The 17,932-nt window shown below is 67.8% G+C and carries 13 protein-coding genes; 7 read left to right on the forward strand and 6 right to left on the reverse strand.

What is annotated here, in order from left to right:
* Positions 1-8: 8 nt before the first annotated feature.
* Positions 9-2,396 carry a CHASE2 domain-containing protein gene (locus ACP26O_RS07205; protein WP_175663844.1) on the forward strand — a complete coding sequence of 796 codons (2,388 nt, stop codon included), beginning with the start codon at positions 9-11 and terminating at the stop codon, positions 2,394-2,396.
* A 37-nt stretch (positions 2,397-2,433) separates the two neighbouring features.
* The gene (locus ACP26O_RS07210; RefSeq protein ID WP_175663843.1) at positions 2,434-3,048 is read left to right on the forward strand and encodes a DUF4136 domain-containing protein; all 615 of its coding nucleotides are present in this window, start codon (positions 2,434-2,436) and stop codon (positions 3,046-3,048) included.
* Between the two features lie 60 nt (positions 3,049-3,108).
* Here ACP26O_RS07210 and galU read toward each other — a convergent pair whose 3' ends face one another.
* Positions 3,109-3,993 carry a UTP--glucose-1-phosphate uridylyltransferase GalU gene (gene galU / locus ACP26O_RS07215; RefSeq protein ID WP_426356318.1) on the reverse strand — a complete coding sequence of 295 codons (885 nt, stop codon included), beginning with the start codon at positions 3,991-3,993 and terminating at the stop codon, positions 3,109-3,111.
* A gap of 87 nt (positions 3,994-4,080) precedes the next feature.
* Complete coding sequence (locus tag ACP26O_RS07220; RefSeq protein WP_175663842.1) at positions 4,081-6,948, reverse strand: valine--tRNA ligase; 2,868 nt, start codon at positions 6,946-6,948, stop codon at positions 4,081-4,083.
* A gap of 203 nt (positions 6,949-7,151) precedes the next feature.
* Here ACP26O_RS07220 and ACP26O_RS07225 point away from each other — a divergent pair, with 203 nt between their 5' ends.
* The 4 genes from ACP26O_RS07225 to ACP26O_RS07240 all read left to right on the forward strand — a co-directional run bounded on the left by ACP26O_RS07225 (position 7,152) and on the right by ACP26O_RS07240 (position 11,230).
* Positions 7,152-9,515, forward strand: a complete 2,364-nt coding sequence (locus ACP26O_RS07225) for a UvrD-helicase domain-containing protein (RefSeq protein WP_175663841.1) — start codon at positions 7,152-7,154, stop codon at positions 9,513-9,515.
* A complete protein-coding gene (locus ACP26O_RS07230) occupies positions 9,512-10,321 on the forward strand; it encodes a 5'-methylthioadenosine/adenosylhomocysteine nucleosidase (protein ID WP_041491153.1) in 810 nt (269 codons plus the stop codon). Before ACP26O_RS07225 ends, ACP26O_RS07230 begins: the two co-directional genes overlap by 4 nt.
* Positions 10,322-10,475: 154 nt before the next feature.
* A complete protein-coding gene (locus ACP26O_RS07235) occupies positions 10,476-10,958 on the forward strand; it encodes a DUF2778 domain-containing protein (RefSeq protein WP_011656642.1) in 483 nt (160 codons plus the stop codon).
* Entirely contained in the window at positions 10,955-11,230 is a 276-nt protein-coding gene (locus tag ACP26O_RS07240; protein ID WP_011656643.1) for a hypothetical protein, read from the forward strand. Before ACP26O_RS07235 ends, ACP26O_RS07240 begins: the two co-directional genes overlap by 4 nt.
* A gap of 69 nt (positions 11,231-11,299) precedes the next feature.
* Here the strand turns inward: ACP26O_RS07240 and ACP26O_RS07245 are convergent, their stop codons facing one another.
* Positions 11,300-12,538 (reverse strand): MFS transporter, encoded by a 1,239-nt coding sequence (locus ACP26O_RS07245; protein ID WP_175663840.1) that lies wholly within the window; start codon positions 12,536-12,538, stop codon positions 11,300-11,302.
* Between the two features lie 395 nt (positions 12,539-12,933).
* Between ACP26O_RS07245 and ACP26O_RS07250 the strand changes: the two genes are divergently transcribed.
* Positions 12,934-14,610: a methyl-accepting chemotaxis protein gene (locus ACP26O_RS07250; RefSeq protein ID WP_175663839.1), complete on the forward strand. Its 1,677-nt coding sequence runs from the start codon at positions 12,934-12,936 to the stop codon at positions 14,608-14,610.
* Positions 14,611-14,628: 18 nt separating this feature from the next.
* On the opposite strand, the gene ACP26O_RS07255 is transcribed toward ACP26O_RS07250, so the two are convergent.
* The 3 genes from ACP26O_RS07255 to ACP26O_RS07265 are packed head-to-tail and all read right to left on the reverse strand — an operon-like array spanning position 14,629 to position 17,921.
* Complete coding sequence (locus tag ACP26O_RS07255) at positions 14,629-15,507, reverse strand: efflux RND transporter periplasmic adaptor subunit (RefSeq protein WP_011656646.1); 879 nt, start codon at positions 15,505-15,507, stop codon at positions 14,629-14,631.
* 12 nt (positions 15,508-15,519) lie between these two features.
* Positions 15,520-15,723 (reverse strand): DUF1656 domain-containing protein, encoded by a 204-nt coding sequence (locus ACP26O_RS07260; RefSeq protein ID WP_006755504.1) that lies wholly within the window; start codon positions 15,721-15,723, stop codon positions 15,520-15,522.
* The gene (locus ACP26O_RS07265) at positions 15,720-17,921 is read right to left on the reverse strand and encodes an FUSC family protein (protein ID WP_175663838.1); all 2,202 of its coding nucleotides are present in this window, start codon (positions 17,919-17,921) and stop codon (positions 15,720-15,722) included. The genes ACP26O_RS07260 and ACP26O_RS07265 overlap by 4 nt, the downstream gene beginning before the upstream one ends.
* Between the last annotated feature and the right edge of the window lie 11 nt (positions 17,922-17,932).

The following is a 17,932-nucleotide window of genomic DNA, read 5'->3' on the forward strand; positions in this document are numbered from 1 at the left end:
CGCGGCAGATGAAAACCGACTCCGTTTCCCCGCGGCGGCGCCTCGGCCGCCGCTTCCTGATCGAGTGGATCGCGATCGGCTGCCTCGGGATCGCGGTGATCCTCGCGTGCGCGCTCGGCCGGCTGTCGTCGAGCGTCGACGGGCTGATCTACGACCGGCTGCTGATGCTGCGCAGCCTGCCGCTGTCGCCCGACGTCGTCGTCGTCGACATCGACAACCAGAGCGTATCCGCGCTCGGCCGCTGGCCGTGGCCGCGCAGCGTGCATGCGCGGTTGCTCGACACGCTGGCGCGTGCGCAGCCGGCCGCCGTCGTCTACGACGTGCTGTTTACCGAGCAGTCGCCCGAGGATCGTCCGTTCGCGGACGCGATGGCCCGTGTGCCGACGTTCCTCGCCGTGCTGCTGAGCCCGGAGCAGGCGGACGGCACGCGCACCGTCGATCCGCCGGTGGCGGAGCTGGCGGCCCGCGCGACGGGGCTCGGCCACATCAATCTCGAAGTCGATCCCGACGGCATCGTGCGCAGCGTCGCGCTGTTCGAAAGCGACGGCCGCGTGCGCTGGCCGCAACTGATGGTGCCCGTCTACCGCGCGCTCGAGGCCGGCCGGCTGCATCCGGTCGGCGGCGTGCCCGGCGCGCATGCGCACGACCTGTCGCGCGACGTGACAGGCGAGGGCCGCTACCTGATTCCGTTCAGCCGCAACACGCCCGCGTATCCGACGCTGTCGTTCGACGACGTGCTCGAAGGGCGCGTGAAACCCGATGCGCTGCGCGGCAAGATCGTCGTTGTCGGGGTGACCGCGTCGGGCCTCTACGACCGCTTCGCGACACCGGTGTCGGGCGAGTTCGGCCCGCTCGCCGGCGTATACATCCACGCGAACGTGCTCGACATGCTGACGACCGGCAGCGCGATCCTGCCCGTGTCGCGCGCGGGGCTGTTCGCCGCGTCGCTGCTGCCGCTCGCGGTGCTGCTGGCCGGTTTCCTGATGTTGTCGCCGTGGCGCGGCCTGCTGCTCACGCTGAGCCTGGCCGCGGCGGCCGTCGTCGCGAGCGTCGCGCTGTTGTTCGAGGCGCGCGTGTGGTTGTCGCCCGCGCCCGCGATCTTCGGGCTGATCGCCGTGTACCCGATCTGGAACTGGCGGCGCCTCGAAATGACGATGTCATACCTGCGCCGCGAGCTGCAGCGGCTCGCCGACGAGCCGCACCTGCTGCCCGAGGCGCCGCGCACGCGCAGCGTCGGCGGCGACGTGCTCGAACGGCAGATGGCGCTGATGGCGCAGGCCGCGCAGCGCGTGCAGGACATGAAGCGCTTCGTGTGGGACAGCCTCGACAGCATGCCGGAGCCGATCTTCGTCACCGACCTGGCCGGCACCGTGCTGATCGCGAACCACGCGGCGAAGCGCTACGGGTCGCGGCTCGCGCTGCCGTTGCCGGAAGGGCGGCCGCTGCGCGCCGCGCTCGGCGAGCTGACCTTCATGAAGACGGTTGACGGCAACGTCGAACACGACGTCGCGATCCGCGAACACTGGCCGGCCGCGCTCGACCCGACGCTCGAGGCCGAGCACGACGCGATGGCGCGCGGCATCGAGGTGCGCGACCGCGACGGGCTCGACCATCTGCTACGCTACGCGGCATGTACGAACGCGCAGGGCCACGTGACGGGCTGGATCGCCGGCCTCGTCGACGTGACCGAGCTGCATGCGGCCGAGCGGCAGCGCGAGGAGGCGCTGCACCTGCTGTCGCACGACATGCGCTCGCCGCAGTCGTCGATCCTCGCGCTCGTCGAGATCGAGCGCGAACGCGTCGAGACCGACGCGACGCGCCGGCTGCTCGCGCGGATCGAGCGGTATGCGCATCGTGCGCTGTCGCTCGCCGACGAGTTCGTGCAACTGGCGCGCGCGGAGTCGCAGGCGTACCAGCTCGAGCCGACGAGCCTCGTCGACGTGCTGATCGATGCGAGCGACGAAGTCTGGCCGCAGGCGCAGGCCAAGCGCATCCGCATCGATACCGATGTCGGCACCGACATGGGCTGGACGCGCGCCGACCGCTCGCTGATCACGCGCGCGTTCGTCAACGTGCTGAACAACGCGGTCAAATACAGTCCGTCCGACACGGTGATCACGTGTACGCTGACGATCGAGCACGCATCGAGGCGGATGTTCTGTACGATTCGCGATCAGGGGTACGGCATCGCGCCGGAAGATCAGCGGCATCTGTTCGAGCGTTTCAAGCGGTTCCATGCCGGCGAGCGGCCCGAAATCTCGGGTTCGGGGCTCGGCATGGCATTCGTGAAGACGGTCGTCACGCGCCACGGCGGCAGCGTGACGGTCGACAGCGAAGTGGGTGTCGGCACCGCGGTGACGGTGTCGCTGCCCGCGATCGACGAGCCGTCCGCCTGACAGGGCCGGGCACGACGGCAGGCATTTGGGGGAAGTCATGAGAAAGGAATGGGCAGCGACCGCATTGGCGGCGTCGCTGTTGACGGGTTGCGCCGGCGTCACGACCGGCGTGAGCGCGCTCGGGCAGCCGAATGCGTTCGCGTCCGGTGCGCACGGCTACGATGTCGTCCGCACGGCCGCTCAGGCCGACGATGCCGACTACCGGCGGATCGAGACGCTCGTGCGCGACGCGCTCGCGCAGCGCGGCTTCGACGCGCAAGCCGGCAAGGATGCGCGCTACCGGCTTTCGATCGCGTATGCGACGCAGCCGGCGTCCGTCGCGGCGACGGCCGACCAGTGCGGCGCCGCGAGCAGCGCGTGCGTGACCGTCGACGGGCCGGCGCCGTTCGCGCTGCCGTTCGCGGGCACGGTGTACCGCCACGTGCTGACGCTGCGTTTCGTCGACGCAACCTCCGGCGCGGATGTCTATCGCGTGTCGGCGTCGCTGCGCGATCGCGATGCGGGCACGCAGCAGGCCGCGCCGACGCTCGTGCGGAGCGCGCTCGCGAAGCTGCCGTTCGAGCAGGGTGACGGCTGGCTCGTGAAGACGAAAAAAGACGACGCGGGCGCAATGCCGGGCGTCGTCTCGGTGAAGCCGGCCGCCGCGCGCTGACGCGCCGGCCGTGAGGTGAGGGCGGGCCCGCCGGAAAGGCGAGGCCGGCCCGGGCCGCGTTCAGGCGGCCGGATGCGCGTTGCCGCGCGTGCGCAGGTACGCGTCGAACTCGGTGCCGACTTCCGGGTGGCGCAGCGCGAATTCGACCGTCGCCTTCAGGTAGCCGAGCTTGCTGCCGCAGTCGTAGCGCGTGCCGTAGTAATTATACGCGAGCACCTGTTCGTTCGCGAGCAGCGACTGGACGGCGTCGGTGAGCTGCAGCTCGCCGCCCGCGCCCGGCTTCAGCGCGCGCAGGTGTTCGAAAATGCGCGGCTTCAGGATGTAGCGGCCGACCACGCCGAGGTTCGACGGTGCGACTTCCGGCGCGGGCTTCTCGACGATCGCCGACATCTTGACGATCGACTCTTCCCACTCCTTGCCGTCGACGATCCCGTACGACTTCGTCTCCGACGGCGGAATCTCTTCCACGCCGATCACCGAGCTGTGATAGTGGTCGAACACGTCGACCATCTGCTTCATCACCGGCGGGTTGCCGTCGAGCAGGTCGTCGGCGAGGATCACCGCGAACGGGTTGTCGGCCACGAGCTTTTCCGCGCACAGCACCGCATGGCCGAGGCCGAGCGCTTCCGGCTGGCGCACGTAGAAGCAGTCGACGTGGCTCGGCTTGATGCTGCGCACGAGCTCGAGCAGCTTTGCCTTGCCGCGCGCCTCGAGTTCGGCCTCGACCTCGTACGACTTGTCGAAGTGGTCCTCGATTGCGCGCTTGCTGCGCCCGGTCACGAAGATCATCTCGGTGATGCCCGCGGCGATCGCTTCCTCGACCGCGTACTGGATCAGCGGCTTGTCGACGACCGGCAGCATTTCCTTCGGGCTCGCCTTCGTTGCAGGGAGGAACCGCGTGCCGAGACCGGCAACCGGGAATACCGCCTTGTTGACTTTCAACATGATCGAACCTTTATTCCTGTAATCGACTTGTCAGACGGTCTATGTTCACGTTCCGATTATAGTGAACGCAAACGACCTTACCGTTTGTTACGCAGGCAACCGATCGAGCTGGGCACGCAGTTTTTCCAGCGTACTACCGAACTCGGCGACGCGCTTTTGTTCCTGCTCGACCACGGCCGGCGGCGCTTTCGCGACGAATGCCTCGTTGCCGAGCTTCGCGTTGCACTTCGCGATCTCGCCCGTCAGGCGCGCGATTTCCTTCGACAGGCGCTCGCGTTCGGCCGCGACGTCGATCTCCACCTTCAGCACCAGCTTGTTCGGGCCCACGATCGCGATCGGCGCGCCGTGCGCTTCCTTGTCGAGCGTCGCTTCGTCCGCGAGGATCTGGACTTCCGACAGGCGGGCGAGGGCCTGCACGTACGGCGCGAACGAGCGCAGGCGCTCGGCGTCGCCGGCCGCGAGCAGCGGCACCTTGGTCGCCGGCGACAGGTTCATCTCGCCGCGCAGGTTGCGGCACGCGTCGACGATCGCCTTCAGGTCGGCCGCCCATTGCTCGGACGCCTCGTCGATCTTCTGCAGGTTCGCGACCGGATACGCCTGCGTCATCAGCGATGCCTCGCCCTCGGCCTTGCCTTGCGGATAACGGCCGGCGAGCGGCGCGACCTTCTGCCAGAGCGCTTCGGTGATGAACGGGATGATCGGGTGCGCGAGGCGCAGCACCGTCTCGAGCACGCGCAGCAGCGTGCGGCGCGTCGCGCGCTGCTGTTCCGGCGTGCCGTTCTGGATCTGCACCTTCGCGAGCTCGAGGTACCAGTCGCAGTACTCGTCCCACACGAACTTGTAGATGCTGGTCGCGATGTTGTCGAAGCGGTAATCGGCGAAGCCCTTCGCGATGTCGGCCTCGGTGCGCTGCAGGAGCGACACGATCCAGCGGTCGGCCGCCGAGAAATCGAGGTAGCCGCCGGGGCCGCAGTCGCCCGCGCCGCACACTTCCGGCTTGTCGTTGCCGCAATCGTGGCCTTCGCAGTTCATCAGCACGAAGCGCGTCGCGTTCCACAGCTTGTTGCAGAAGTTGCGATAGCCTTCGCAGCGCGCGAGGTCGAAGTTCACGTTGCGGCCGAGCGTTGCCATCGACGCCATCGTGAAGCGCAGCGCATCGGTGCCGAACGCGGCGATGCCGTCCGGGAATTCCTTGCGCGTCTTCTTCTCGATGGTGGCGGCCTGCTTCGGGTTCATCAGGCCCGTCGTGCGCTTCGCGACCAGCGTTTCGAGGTCGATGCCGTCGACGATGTCGATCGGGTCGAGCGTGTTGCCCTTGCTCTTCGACATCTTCTGGCCTTCCGCGTCGCGCACGAGGCCGTGCACATAGACGGTGTGGAACGGCACCTTGCCGGTGAAGTGCGTGGTCATCATCACCATCCGGGCGACCCAGAAGAAGATGATGTCGAAGCCCGTGACGAGCACCGACGACGGTAGGAAGTGCTCCAGTTCAGGCGTTTCGTTCGGCCAGCCGAGCGACGAGAACGGCACGAGCGCCGACGAGAACCACGTGTCGAGCACGTCCTCGTCGCGCTTGAGCGCGCCGGCATAGCCCTTCGCGGCGGCCTGCGCGCGCGCTTCTTCCTCGTTGCGCGCGACGAACACCTCGCCGTTCTCGCCGTACCACGCGGGAATCTGGTGACCCCACCACAGCTGGCGCGAGATGCACCAGTCCTGGATGTTCTCGAGCCACTGGTAGTAGGTGGTCGTCCAGTTTTCCGGCACGAACTTGATCTGGCCGTTGCGCACGACTTCGAGCGACGTTTCGGTGATCGACTTGCCCGGGTTGAACGTGCCTTCCGGCGCCGCCTTCGTCATCGCGACGAACCACTGGTCGGTCAGCATCGGCTCGATCACGACGCCCGTGCGGTCGCCGCGCGGCACCATCAGCTTGTGCGGCTTCACGGAGTCGAGGAAGCCCTGCGCGTCGAGGTCGGCGACGATTGCCTTGCGTGCGTCGAAGCGGTCGAGGCCGCGATACTGCTCGGGGCCGTTGTCGTTGATCTTCGCGTCGAGCGTCAGGATCTCGATCGGCGCGAGGTTGTGGCGCAGGCCGACCTGATAGTCGTTGAAGTCGTGCGCGGGCGTGACCTTCACGACGCCCGTGCCGAACTCGCGGTCGACGTAGTCGTCGGCGATCACCGGGATCTCGCGGCCCGTCAGCGGCAGCGTGACCAGCTTGCCGATCAGGTGCGCGTAGCGCTCGTCTTCCGGGTGGACCATCAGCGCGACGTCGCCGAGCATCGTCTCGGGACGCGTCGTCGCGACGGTCAGCGAGCCCGAACCGTCGACGAGCGGGTAGCGGATGTGCCACAGGTGGCCGTTTTCCTCTTCGCTCGCGACCTCGAGATCCGACACCGCGGTGAGCAGCACCGGATCCCAGTTTACGAGGCGCTTGCCGCGGTAGATCAGGCCCTGTTCGAAGAGCGTGACGAACACGTCGCGCACGGCGGCCGACATCTTGTCGTCCATCGTGAAATATTCACGCGACCAGTCGGTCGACGCGCCGAGGCGGCGCACCTGGCCGGTGATCGTCGAGCCGGACTGCTGCTTCCACTCCCACACGCGCTCGACGAACTTCTCGCGGCCGAGGTCATGGCGCGACACGCCTTGCGCATCGAGCTGGCGCTCGACGACGATCTGGGTCGCGATCCCCGCGTGGTCGGTGCCGGGCACCCACAGCGTGTTCTCGCCGAGCATCCGGTGGTAGCGCGCGAGGCCGTCCATGATCGTCTGATTGAACGCGTGGCCCATGTGCAGCGTGCCGGTGACGTTCGGCGGCGGCAGCTGGATCGCGAAATCGGGGCGCGCCGGGTCGAAGGCCGGGGCGGCATAGCCGCGTTTTTCCCACTCCGGCCCCCATTGGGACTCGATGGTGTGGGGTTCGAAACTCTTCGCAAGCGTGCTGTCGCTCATGGTTGGAAATCTGCCGAAAAATGCGTGAATTGGATGCCGAATCCGACAATTATAAATGGATGCACATCGGCCAGCCATTGCGGGGTCCGCGCCGGCCCGTCGCGACGCGCTCGCGGCGCAAGGCCGAACGGATCGGAAACGGCAGCGCGCCGCCGACTTATAATGTCGGGTCCGCATTTCTCTCGCACGCCCGCTGCCGCTCCATGCCCGATCTGCTCGCCAATCTGAACCCTGAACAATACGCCGCCGTCACGTTGCCGAACGAACCGGCGCTGATCCTCGCGGGGGCGGGCAGCGGCAAGACCCGCGTGCTGATCACCCGCATCGCGTGGCTGATCCAGCAGGGCTATGCGTCGCCGCCCACCGTGCTGGCCGTCACCTTCACGAACAAGGCCGCGCGCGAGATGATGGCGCGCCTGTCCGCGATGATGCCGATCGACACGCGCGGGATGTGGATCGGCACGTTCCACGGGCTGTGCAACCGGATGCTGCGCACCCACTGGCGCGACGCCGGCCTGCCGCAGACCTTCCAGATCCTCGACACGGCCGATCAGTTGTCCGCGATCAAGCGGCTGATGAAGGCGGCGAACGTCGACGACGAGAAGTACCCGCCGAAGAATGTCCAGTACTTCATCAACAACGCGAAGGAGCAGGGGCTGCGTCCCGACAAGGTCGACGCGACCGACAACTTCAACCGCAAGTTCGTCGAGCTGTACCAGGCGTACGACCAGCAATGCCAGCGCGAGGGCGTGGTCGACTTCCCCGAGCTGCTGCTGCGCTGCTACGAGCTGCTTGCGTACAACGCGCCGCTGCGCGCGCACTACCAGGCACGCTTCAGGCACATCCTCGTCGACGAGTTCCAGGACACCAACAAGCTGCAGTATGCGTGGCTCAAGATGCTCGCGGGCGGCGAGAACGCGATCTTCGCGGTCGGCGACGACGACCAGTCGATCTACGCGTTCCGCGGCGCGAACGTCGGCAACATGCGCGACTTCGAAGACGAATTCCGCGTGCGCAACCTGATCAAGCTCGAGCAGAACTACCGGTCGCACGGCAACATCCTCGACGCGGCGAACCAGCTGATCTCGAACAACGCGCACCGCCTCGGCAAGAACCTGCGCACCGACGCCGGCCACGGCGAGCCGGTGCGCGTGTACGAGGCGAGCACCGATGCTCAGGAAGCCGGCTGGATCATCGAGGAGATCCGCTCGCTGATCAATACCGGGATGTCGCGCAGCGAAGTCGCGGTCCTGTATCGCAGCAACGCGCAATCGCGCGCGATCGAGCACACGTTGATGACCTCGGGCATTCCGTATCGCGTGTACGGCGGCCTGCGCTTCTTCGAGCGCCAGGAAGTGAAGCATGCGCTCGCATACCTGCGCCTGATCGACAACCCGAACGACGACACTGCGTTCGTGCGCGTCGTGAACTTCCCGACGCGCGGGATCGGCGCGCGCTCGATCGAGCAGCTCGCGGATGCCGCGCGCCTGTACGACTGTTCGATGGCCGCCGCGATTCCGTACGTGACCGGCAAGGCCGGCACGAGCCTCGGCGGGTTCGCGACGCTGATCGCGAAGATGCGCGCCGAGACGCAGCAGATGAGCCTGCCCGAGACGGTCGAATACGTCGTGCGCGCGAGCGGCCTCGCCGATTTCTACCAGGGCGAGCGCGAAGGCCAGGACCGCCTCGAGAACTTGCAGGAACTCGTGAACGCGGCCACCGCGTTCGTCAGCGAGGAAGGCTACGGGCTCGACGCGCCGGCCCGCTCGATCCCGCTGCGCGCGGGTGCGATCGCGGCGCCGGAGCTCGGCGTGGACGCGAACGATCCGTCGGTCGACGTGCTCGATCCGGCGCCGCTCGACGACCCCGCGCAGAACCCCGACACGATGACGCCGCTCGCGGGCTTCCTGTCGCATGCATCGCTCGAAGCCGGCGACAATCAGGCGCAGGCCGGCCAGGACGCCGTGCAGCTGATGACGGTGCACGCGGCGAAGGGCCTCGAATTCTCGGCCGTGTTCATCACCGGCCTCGAGGAAGGGCTGTTCCCGCACGAGAACAGCGTGCTCGAATCGGACGGCCTCGAGGAAGAGCGCCGGCTGATGTACGTCGCGATCACGCGCGCGAAGGAGCGGCTCTACCTGTCGTTCGCGCAGAGCCGGATGCTGCACGGCCAGACGCGCTACAACGTGCGCTCGCGCTTCTTCGACGAACTGCCGGAGCACGTGCTGAAGTGGCTGACGCCGAAGGTCGAGGCGGGCGCGCGCTGGGGCGGCCGCTCGGACAACGCCGGCTGGGGGCGCGACTGGTTCTCGCGGCCGGGCGGCGGCAGTCGCGAGCAGGTCGTCGACGCGGCGGTTTCCGCGCCGCTGCCGGCGTTCGCGAACAAGCAGCGCGCGGCCGACACGGGCTTTCGCGTCGGCCAGCAGGTGTTTCATACCAAGTTCGGCGAAGGCACGGTCACCGCGCTCGAAGGCAACGGCGCCGATGCGAAGGCGCAGGTGAAGTTCAAGCGGCACGGCGAGAAGTGGCTCGCGCTGGCGGTCGCGAAACTGCAGGCGGTGGAATGATGAGCATCGACATGGTTGGAACGGTTTCGACGCGCCCGCTCGGCATTCTGGCTGCGCTGCCCGAGGAGCTCGGCGACCTGATCGCCGCGATGCGCGCCGAGGGCGTGATGAAGACGATCACGCTCGGCCGCCGCGACTACCACCTCGGCACCGTGCACGGCGCGGCCTGCGTCGTCACGCTCGCGCGGGTCGGCAAGGTCGCGGCCGCCGCGACGGTCAGTGCGCTGATCCATGTATTCGGCGTGTCCGGCGTCGTGTTCACCGGGGTCGCCGGCGGTGTGTCGCGCACGGTGCGCGTCGGCGACGTCGTCGTCGCCGATACGCTGCTGCAGCACGACCTCGATGCGTCGCCGCTGTTTCCGCGCTACGAGGTGCCGCTGCTCGGCATCACGCGGTTCGCGACCGACCTGGAACTGACGGCCCGCCTGAAGGCCGCATGCACGCTGTTCGTCGCCGAGGAGGGCGCGCGGTTCGCCGAGCGTTTCGGGCTGGCCGGCGCGTCGCTGCACGGCGGGCTGATCATCAGCGGCGACCGCTTCGTGTCGAGCGAGCGCGAGGTCGTCGCGCTGCGCGACGCGTTGCCCGACGCGCTTGCGGTCGAGATGGAAGGCGCGGCGATCGCGCAGGTGTGCGCCGAACACGACGTGCCGTTCGCCCTCGTGCGCACGATCTCCGATACGGCCGACGACCACGCGACGCAGTCGTTCTCGCACTTCCTGTCGGCGATCGCGAGCAGCTATTCGACCGGCATCCTCAAGCGGTTCCTGACGCTGCATGCGACCGAGCGAGGGGCAGCAGTCATTTAGGGAGGCAGGGAGGCGCGTCGTGCTTAGGCGCTGCAATGACGAACGGGCCATGATGGATTAAGCTCTCGCGGCTGCCGGGGAAGTTGGGGCAGTCGGGGCGATCGCACGTCGCAGGCGGTCGCATCAAAAAAATAACTATCCGGAGAGGGCCAGAATGCCTGTGGAATGTACTTTCTCGTTAAACCGTCAGCGCTCGTCCGTCCTGCATTGTGCGGGTTTTGGGGCAGTCGCCGCATTCAGCGGCAACGGTCGATATGTCAATGATCCGAATTCGACAACAGTTCCCAACGACGGGCCGTTGCCGGCCGGTGTTTACTACATCGTGGATCGCCAGAGCGGTGGACGCATGGGGTGGTTGAACGACTTTCGCTCCGATCTGCTTGCAGGTACTCATCGCGCGGATTGGTTCGCGTTGTATCGCAACGATGGCGTGATCGACGACTGGACGTCGCTCAACGGCATTCGGCGTGGCCACTTCCGGTTGCATCCCGTCGGATACTGGGGCATCAGCGAAGGCTGCATCACACTGCCGAACAAAACCCAGTTCGATGCGCTTCGCAAGTTCCTCAAGTCGCAGGCCGTCGGCACGATTCCAGGCACCGGGATGAAGTACTACGGTCGAGTGGTCGTCCAATGAAAGCGCTTCTGCGTCTGCTTGCCGCGATCGCTTTGACGATCCCGGTCTATCTCGGCCTGGCGAATTCACCTCTGGATGAATGGTTTCAAAGCGGCGCCGGTTGGCGAGCGTTCGAACCGCTGTTCAGCGTGTTCGACATGCTCGGTGTTCACGGCCAGGGTGACATCCTGATCAGTACCATGCTCGGCGTCAGCTTCGTGATCGCGTTGGCGCTGGTCCTGCTGGGCGCTCGAATTCTCGATCGTGGGACGCGAAAGTCCCCGCGCCGATAGCCCTTTGGCGACACACTTCGCAACGTTTATTGAGCCACCAGCCGCGGCACGCATGCCGCGGCCGCCCCGTCACGCCTTCTTGCGACGCGCGCTTTCGAGGTTCGGCAGGAACACCGTCAGCACGCCGATCAGCGGCAGGAACGAGCACACCTTGTAGACGAACGTGACGCTCGTCGCGTCCGCGAGCTGGCCGAGCACGGCGGCACCCACGCCGCCCAGGCCGAACGCGAAGCCGAAGAACAGGCCCGCGACCATCCCGACCTTGCCGGGCATCAGCTCCGTCGCATAGACGAGGATCGCGGCGAACGCCGACGCCAGCACGATGCCGATGATCACGCTCAGCACGCTCGTCCAGAACAGATTCGCGTACGGCAGCAGCAGCGTGAACGGCGCGACGCCGAGGATCGACACCCAGATCACGTACTTGCGGCCGATCCGGTCGCCGACCGGCCCGCCGATCAGTGTGCCGGCCGCCACGGCCGCGAGGAACACGAACAGGTGGATCTGCGCGGCCTGCACCGACAGGTGGAACTTGTCGATCAGATAGAACGTGAAATAGCTGTTGATGCTCGCGAGGTAGAAGTACTTCGAGAACAGCAGCAGCACCAGCACGCCGATCGCGGCGAGCACGCGGCGCGGCGACAGCGTCGGATGGCCGGCCGCCGCGGCCTTCTTCTTCATCGACGGATGCTTCTTGTACCAGTGGCCGATCTGCGTGAGCACGACCATCGCGACGAGCGCGGCCGCCGAGAACCACGCGATGCTGTGCTGGCCGTGCGGGATGATCACCAGCGCGGCGAGCAGCGGCCCGAGCGCCGAGCCGGCATTCCCGCCGACCTGGAACAGCGACTGCGCGAGCCCGTGCTGGCCGCCCGACGCCATTCGCGCGACCCGCGACGATTCCGGATGGAACACCGACGAGCCGCAGCCGACCAGGGCCGCCGCCACCAGCAGCGTCGGGAAGGTCTGCGCGGCCGACATCAGCAGCAGCCCCGCGAGCGTGAAGCCCATCCCGACCGGCAGCGAATAGGGCTTCGGCCGCTTGTCCGTATAGAGCCCGATGAGCGGCTGCAGCAGCGATGCGGTGATCTGGTAGGTCAGCGTGATCAGGCCGATCTGCGCGAACGACAGCGCGAACTGGCTCTTGAGCATCGGATAGATCGCGAGGATCAACGACTGGATCATGTCGTTGAGCATGTGCGAGAAGCTGATCGCGCCGAGCACCGGGTAGACGGTGCGCGCGGCGGGCGGAGCAGACGGCTGGGCTGCGGCGGCGTTGCCGGCACCCGTATCGAGGCTGGTTTCCATGTGAGCTGAGCGAGTTGAGGTGACGGGACGCGCTCTGATGGGGATCGGCGCGTTCGAATCGTTGTTGCGTCAAAGAAGTGTAATGTGGCGTATCGAGAATGTCCGGCCAACTTTTATCGCGATTCGGACATCGCCGCCAGCCGCGGGGCCGGCTGATCGGCCATTCCACCCTTTTTTGGCCGGGTATAACGCAGGCAGCGCGTCTGCCGTGAGCGCGGGCACGCCGGGCTCGGCTCGGTGTTTGTCCGGACTCAAGGAATGGCGAGAGCGGCCGTAGAACGACGCAACGGCAACAGAGGCGCGCCGCGCACCGCACCGGCCACGAGCCGGGCGGGCATCACGGTGACCGCCGGACCCGACCTGTCCGGCGGTGGGATCAACACGGGGATATATCGATGAAAGCAGCATCATTGCATCCACGGCCGGGTGCGGCCACCAGCGCATCCGGTGCAGCCGCCAGGCCCGCCGCCGCACGACGTCCGCGCGCAGTCCGGCGCGAACGCCGGCCCTGGACGGTCAAGGCGACGTTGCGCGCGGCGTTCGCGATCCTGCTGGCCGGCACGCTCGCGATCGGCGTGTTTTCGCTGTGGCAGATCAGCCGGTTGAACGCGTCGATCGCGTCGGTCTACGAGCAGGGGCACGTCGCGAGCCGCGCGGCGGAGGAAGTGCGCGCCGAGGTGCTGCGTGCGAGCCGCGCGCAGAAGATGCTGCTGACCGCGACCACCGCGAAGGAGCGCGACGACCTGGGCGCCGAGGTTCGCGCCGGGCTCGCGTCGATCGGCCAGGCGCTCGCGACGCTGCAGCATTACGCGGATCCGGCCGATGCGGACGATTCCGCGCGACTGCGCGCGTTCTCGATGGCGGTCGGCACGTGGAGCGGCCATCTGCGCGATTTCGTCGCGCTCGTGCAGGCGCAGCCGCTCGACCTGTCGCAGATGAACTGGCAGGTCGGCACGCAGGACGTGTCGCTGCTGGTCGAGACCGCCAAGCTCGAGAAGCTCGTCGCCATGCTCGTGAAGACGCGCGGCGCGAAGTCGAAGGCGACGCTCGATGCGTCCGCAACGATCTTCTCGTCGTCGTTCGCGATGATCGCGGCGATGACGGCCGCGCTGTTCGTGCTGGCGATCGTGATCGCCGAACGGGTCGTGCGCCGCCTCGCGTCGCAGCTCGGCGGCGAGCCCGCCGATGCGAAGGCGATCGCCGCCGACATCGCGCGCGGCGACCTCACGCGGCCGATCCCGCTGGGCCGGCACGACCGCGACAGCATGGTACGTGCGCTGTCCGACATGCAGACCGGGCTCGCGGCGACCGTCGGCGAGATCGCCGTGAGCGCCGAGGCGATCGCGGCTGCGTCCGGCGAGATCTCGACCGGCAATCTCGACCTGTCGCGGCGCACCGAGCAGCAGGCCGTCGCGCTCGAGCGCACCGCGGCCAGCATGGAGGAGCTCACGTCGACCGTGCGGCAGAACGCCGAAAACGCGCGCCAGGCGAGCGCGCTGGCGGCCAATGCATCGGCGGTCGCGGAGGCCGGCGGCGAAGTCGTCGGGCGCGTGGTCGCGACGATGAGCGAGATCGACGACAGCGCGAAGAACATCCGCGACATCATCGGCACGATCGAGGGGATTGCCTTCCAGACCAACATCCTCGCGTTGAACGCGGCGGTCGAGGCGGCGCGCGCGGGCGAGCAGGGGCGCGGTTTTTCGGTGGTCGCGGGCGAGGTGCGACTGCTCGCGCAGCGCGCGGCAAGCGCGGCGAAGGAGATCCGTGGGCTGATCGGCGCGTCGGTCGAGCGCGTCGCGAACGGCGCGGCGCTCGCGCACGATGCAGGCCGCACGATGGACGACGTGGTGCGGGCGGTCAAGCGCGTGACCGACATCATCGGCGAAATCTCCGCGGCGTCGGACGAGCAGAGCGCCGGGATCGACGAGATCGGCCGCGCGGTGATGCAGATGGATTCCGGCACCCAGCAGAACGCGGCGCTCGTCGAACAGGCGGCCGCCGCGGCGAATGCGCTCGACGAGCAGGCGCAGGCGCTCAAGTCGCTGGTCGGGCGCTTTCGCATCGCGGCGTAAGCACCCGGCCGCCGACGCTTACGACTTCTTCTTCTGCTGGTCCGGGTCGATGATGACCGTGCAGGTCGTGCCCGCCGACAGCACCACGTCGGCCGGCACTTCGTCGATCCGGATGCGTACCGGCACGCGCTGCGCGAGGCGCACCCAGTTGAAGGTCGGGTTCACGTCCGCGACGAGGTCGCGGCTTTGCGGGTTGTCGCGATCGTAGATACCGCGCGAGATGCTCTCGACGTGACCTTTCATCACGCCGCCGCTCATCAGCCGCATCTCGGCCGGGGCGCCGATCTTCACGCGCGGCAGCTTGGTTTCCTCGAAGTAGCCGTAGACCCAGAACGAGTGGCTGTCGACGATTGCGAGCTTCGCCTGACCGGCTACCGCGTAGTTGCCCTTGAACGTCTGCAGGTTCGTCACGTAACCGTCGACCGGCGCGACCACGCGCGTGCGTTCGAGATTGAGCTTAGCGGCGTCGAGCGCGGCGATCGCCTGCTGGTACTGCGCGTCGGCGCTCGACGCGCTGTGCGCCGCGTTCTCGCGGTTTTCCTTCGACACGACGAGCGCGTCGAGGTCGGCGCGGCGGGCCGCGTCGTCGCGGCGCATCTGCAGTTCCGCGCGGCGGGCGGCGACGGCCGCCTGGGCCTGCTCGACCGCGATCTGGTAGTGCGACGGGTCGATCTGCATGATCAGGTCGCCCTTTTTCACGAGCTGGTTGTCATGCACGGGCAGCTCGACGATCGCGCCCGACACGTCCGGCGCGACGTTGACGATCTCGGCGCGCACGCGCCCGTCGCGGGTCCAGGGATCGTCCATGTAGTGCACCCACAGCGAGCGCCCGATCAGGATCGCGACGAGAAGGATGACGGCGGTCGCGACGAAGCCGAAGAGTTTTCTGAGCATCATGATGGTTCGGAATCAACGGTAAACGGCAAGACTCAGTCCGCCGCAAATGCAGACGAGAAGGCACGCGCGGAACAACGACGGGTGCCAGACGTGACGGTAGAGGCCCGTATAGGCGAGCACGCGGTCGACGGCCCAGGTTGCCAGCGCACCCAGGACGAACATCAGGACCACCGTGGGCATGTAGGCATCGAGAATGGCGATTTCACGCGGCATCATGACGAGGCTCCTTGTTGGGGACGCACGGGGCGGTTGCGGTTGAGCGGCTCGAGCGGCGATTCCGGATCGAGCAGCGCCGTGCGTACGAAATGCAGATGGCTCAGGATGCGCTGCAGCCGGTGGCGCTCGTCGCGCGACGACGTGACGGCATCGAGCGTGTGCCGGGTTGCGTCGATCGCGGCGTTGACCGCCGCGAGCGTCGCGTCGAAGCGCTTCGCGCTCGGCTTGCTGAACAGCGCGGACAGCGCGGTGCGCATCGTCTCGATCGCGCGTCGCCACGGCGTCGTCGGCGCATGGCGCGGGTCGGACGGTAGCGTCGCCAGCTCGGCGCGCAGGTCGAGCACCGCGTTGCCCGTCTCCAGCACCGCGAACATCCAGCGCAGCGCGTCGCGCTGCACGTCGGGCTGGTCGGCCGACAGCGTGTGCGCCTGATACATCAGGTCGCGCGCGCCGCTCTCGAAGCGCGTGCGCAAGCCGGCCAGCCGTGCGTGGCACGCCGCGACCACCTGATGGCGCAGGTCGGCGAACAGCCGCTTCTTCAGCCATGGCGCGGTCGGCGGGAACAGCACCGCGAACGCGATCGCCGAGACCACCATCGACAGCACCAGCGCGAGCGCATCGTTCATGAAGCTCGTCGGGTCGTAGTGCGTGATGTTGTCGGGGCCGGCGAGGAAACAGAAGAAGATCAGGTAGCCCATCCCGTAGCCCGCGAGCTTCGGCTTCATCGTCATGTAGATGCCGATCGCGAGCAGCGGCGCGAGCGCCACGCACAGCAGCGGGAAGCCGTCGATGTGCGGGTAGATGCCGAACATCAGCAGGAAACCCGTGCAGACGGCCAGGGCCGTGCCGATGCCCATCTGCGCGGACATCGCGGTCGGGCGCGGCGTCGACGACGCGAGCGCGCAGGTGGCCGCCGCCGTCAGCGTCATCGTCACGCCGCTCGGCCACGCGGTCGCGATCCAGAACCAGCCGAGCACGAGGATCACGGTCGCGGTGCGGATCGCGGCGATCACCATCGCCGTCACGTTGGTGCGCGGCTCGTAGCGCTCGATCCAGCGTTCGCGCTCGTGCGTCGCGGTCGACAGGGACGCGTAGGTTGCCGCGTATTCGTGCAGGTCGGTGATGAAGCGGTACAGCAGCTCGGCGGCCGTGTCGAAGTCGAGCAGCGGAAAATCCGGCTGCGTTTCGAGCGCCGCGCGCGTGGCGCGGATGCGCCGCGGCAGGGCGTCGCGCCATGCGAGCAGCTGTTCGGCCGCGCGCGCCGCATCGGTCGACGTGCGCACGGGTTCGCCGTTGCGGGTCAGGAGCGGCGCGATCTCGCGGAAGTACGGCTCGATCGCATCGATCGCGGCCTGTGCGCCGGCCGCGCGCAGCCGGTTCATCAGCTGGTGCAGCGCGTGGAAGCGGCTCGACACGCTCATGAACTCGCTGTTCAGCCGCGCGAGGCGGCCGCTGCGCATCCGCGTGTCCGGATCCTCGAACACGGCCATGCTGCGCGCGGCCTCGAAACCGACCACGTCGGCAACGAAGCGCGTATGGATCGTTTCGATGTGCGCGCGGTCGAGCTTGCCCGACAGCGCCGCCGCGACGTAGTCGACGAAGCCGCCGAAGCGCGTGCGTACCGTCGTGCGCATCTGCTCGCCCGTGTACTGCGGAAACACCAGCGCGCTGACGACGCCGGCCGACACGATCCCGATGATGACCTCGGACACGCGCGTCATGGCGCTCATGAACGCGCCGTCCGGATGCTGCGACGCGGGCAGGCCGATCAGCGCGGTCGTATAGCCGGCGAGCAGGAAGCCGTAGCTGCGGAAGTTGCGGTTGCGCGCGGCGCCGGCCGTGCACAGCGCGATCCACAGCGCGACCGCCAGCAGGAACAGCTGCGGCTGCTGCGGGAACAGCCCGACGAACGTGAGCGTCGCGATCAGCCCGAAGATCGTGCCGGCGACCCGGTAGAAGCTTTTCGCGAGCACGGCGCCGCTTTGCGGCTGCATCACGATGAACACCGTGGTCATCGCCGTCTTCGGCGCCGGCAGGTCGAGCCGCATCGACACGCCGGTCGCGATGAATGCGGCGAGCAGCGCCTTGAACAGATAGAGCCATGCGGCGCCGTCGTTGCGGGCCCAGTCGCCGAACGCGGCGTACCAGGCCGCGAGCGGGCCGCCGGCGGGCGTGGAAGCGGGGGAGGAGGCTGACATGACGGTCGCTC

The sequence above is a fragment of the Burkholderia sp. R-40 genome (genome assembly GCF_049942845.1).
GTDB classification, from domain to species: domain Bacteria; phylum Pseudomonadota; class Gammaproteobacteria; order Burkholderiales; family Burkholderiaceae; genus Burkholderia; species Burkholderia ambifaria.